Source organism: Salinimonas chungwhensis DSM 16280, from assembly GCF_000378185.1.
Taxonomy (GTDB): Bacteria; Pseudomonadota; Gammaproteobacteria; order Enterobacterales; family Alteromonadaceae; genus Alteromonas; species Alteromonas chungwhensis.
Map to the genome: position 1 here is coordinate 1 of NZ_KB899403.1, position 1,982 is coordinate 1,982.

At 44.2% G+C, this 1,982-nt stretch carries 6 protein-coding genes; 4 read left to right on the forward strand and 2 right to left on the reverse strand.

Annotated elements, in window-relative coordinates:
- The coding region (locus F458_RS20960; protein WP_040610818.1) for a hypothetical protein at window positions 1-191 on the forward strand (191 nt) is incomplete at its 5' end.
- Here the strand turns inward: F458_RS20960 and F458_RS20305 are convergent.
- Window positions 188-685, reverse strand: a complete 498-nt coding sequence (locus F458_RS20305; protein ID WP_083928672.1) for an RES family NAD+ phosphorylase — start codon at window positions 683-685, stop codon at window positions 188-190. The two genes, F458_RS20960 and F458_RS20305, sit on opposite strands and share 4 nt — an antisense overlap.
- 29 nt (window positions 686-714) lie before the next feature.
- Entirely contained in the window at window positions 715-867 is a 153-nt protein-coding gene (locus tag F458_RS20910; RefSeq protein WP_018984971.1) for a hypothetical protein, read from the reverse strand.
- Between the two features lie 118 nt (window positions 868-985).
- Between F458_RS20910 and F458_RS0118740 the strand changes: the two genes are divergently transcribed.
- The 3 genes from F458_RS0118740 to F458_RS19985 all read left to right on the forward strand — a co-directional run.
- Complete coding sequence (locus F458_RS0118740; protein ID WP_018984972.1) at window positions 986-1,318, forward strand: hypothetical protein; 333 nt, start codon at window positions 986-988, stop codon at window positions 1,316-1,318.
- Complete coding sequence (locus F458_RS0118745; RefSeq protein ID WP_018984973.1) at window positions 1,318-1,650, forward strand: hypothetical protein; 333 nt, start codon at window positions 1,318-1,320, stop codon at window positions 1,648-1,650. The genes F458_RS0118740 and F458_RS0118745 overlap by 1 nt, the downstream gene beginning before the upstream one ends.
- 108 nt (window positions 1,651-1,758) lie before the next feature.
- Window positions 1,759-1,982: hypothetical protein (locus F458_RS19985; RefSeq protein WP_040610821.1), on the forward strand; the 224-nt coding region annotated here is incomplete at its 3' end.

A 1,982-nucleotide genomic window follows, 5' to 3' on the forward strand; every position in this document is an offset into this window, starting at 1 on the left:
GCGGTAAACATCGAATGTTTTTGTCTGATATTCGTATGAAACGAGCACATATCCCTGAAACTAAATTATGGTTTCAAAGGATGCGAGTGACTATAGTTTGTCTAAAGCAGACCTCTATAACCTTGGCAATCAACGACCGCTATTCGCTCATGCCTGACTGTTATACTTCTAACCAAAATGGTTTGGCTTAGCGAGGTTGAATCAATTGGTTGACCTGCAGCGCTCCCTCACGATAAACCATTTCATAATGATTAGCCTGAACGACTCTCTTGACAGTCCTGGGGCTGAACAGCCCGTAGCATTGCCCCCCTTCTAATCTTACTGAAGGGTATCGAAGCCCCTCAATACCGGATTGTTGCAATTCTCGCCCCAGCTGCTGTGACTGAGAATAATCGTCAGGCGCCAATAGATCCTTAGTTTCGTCATTCACTTCAATGTACTTATATTTTTCGGTGAAAAAGTCGCAACAAAGTTCACGAAAGACAAATCTATCGTAAGCCAGGTCTTCAACCTTGCCCCAATATGTTTGCTGGTGGTGTGTCACTTCGTCAAGCGCTGTTTCCGAATTATCGGCAATGTACATAACACCGAAGTCACCGGTTGCGAAACGCGAGCCATTCGGGTTTACGTGTGTAAATGAAGCTACCGCATAGAAAAGACTATCAATACCAAAATGGTATCTGATCGCGGGATAGAACGTTCAGGTTTCAAATCTCATTTTGCAGTCGAGGATAAGTCAGCCTCTCCATTTCCATATACCGCGTCCAGTTCATCTGAATCAGCCACATCGTTAAACAGCGGAATAGGGGAATAGGGGAATAAATTTTCTGATTTATTGACGTTATTGTCGTGCTCCCAAAAGGCCACATCATGTAGCCTTTACCCCAACCAATTACATAGACCCTGCACCCTAAAGGCATGATGCACCTTATGCAAAGCCATGCTGCCATGGCAAATCTGCCTTGACGGCCCTCAAGGATTAATAATGAAAAAAAATATTGCTGCCGTTTTTCTTTGCGGTATATCGATATCAACCCAGGCTAATGGGAATGACACCCAGCGGTTACAGTGTTTAGTAAACAGTGAAAAGCTCAGCGTAGGGGAGTCTCGCTGGATAGCCGACCCCATACTAAAGGCGATGGGAGCAGGGAGGGATTGGGCTGGCTTCAGAGTTGTCTGCAGACAAACCGTCAAAGTTATTCCATCGACCGGGCAGGCGGGCTCAATCATTAAAATGGGCGAACCAGTACTGATGATGACTGAGTTGAGCGAAGACTACTTTCATCATGTCGTTAATCCTGAACAGAACGAGAAGTAATGGGAAGTGAAAATTTGAAAGGCTCTTCTGACTCTAATGATATGAAATCAGCGTTATCGAGTTTAATTTCTCTGATGGCCGCTGTTTATTGTCATGAGAATGATATAACCCTATATGCCAGGGGGAATGACTTAGGTTATAGCCCGGACTTTTTTAAAGGTGAAAGCGAAGATTGGGCAAGAAAGTACTTAGTTGGAATAGCTTTTGAGGCGCTGACCGTTAAGGCTTCTGAGCATCTATGCAGATGGGTTAAAGACGTTTTTGACTGCGCTGTAATAGTCGGATGGGCTGAGTACAGCCTGAAAAGAAAATATGCTGAACTGCATCGATAAGTTCATATAAGCGCATCAGTAAACGATCTCGATTTATCGAACATAAATGCTAGAGACTCGCCGAGCATTAAAAGTACCCTAACACCTTTGTTTTTAAGGGACTTTGAAATGTTAAAAAAATCCATCGTATTTATCGCACTTTCGCTTAATCTTGCTGCCTGTGGTGGGGGCGACCCGGTTGCCGGAAAGCTTGAAGGTAACGGCCAACAGATTGCGCTTATCTCTGCTAATGGGGCTGTCTATAAAATTGATAACAGCAAGTTCGAGAACTGGAAGGCCACTATCAGTAAAGATAAGCAATTACCGGATACAAAAGCGGGCCTGCTAGCATT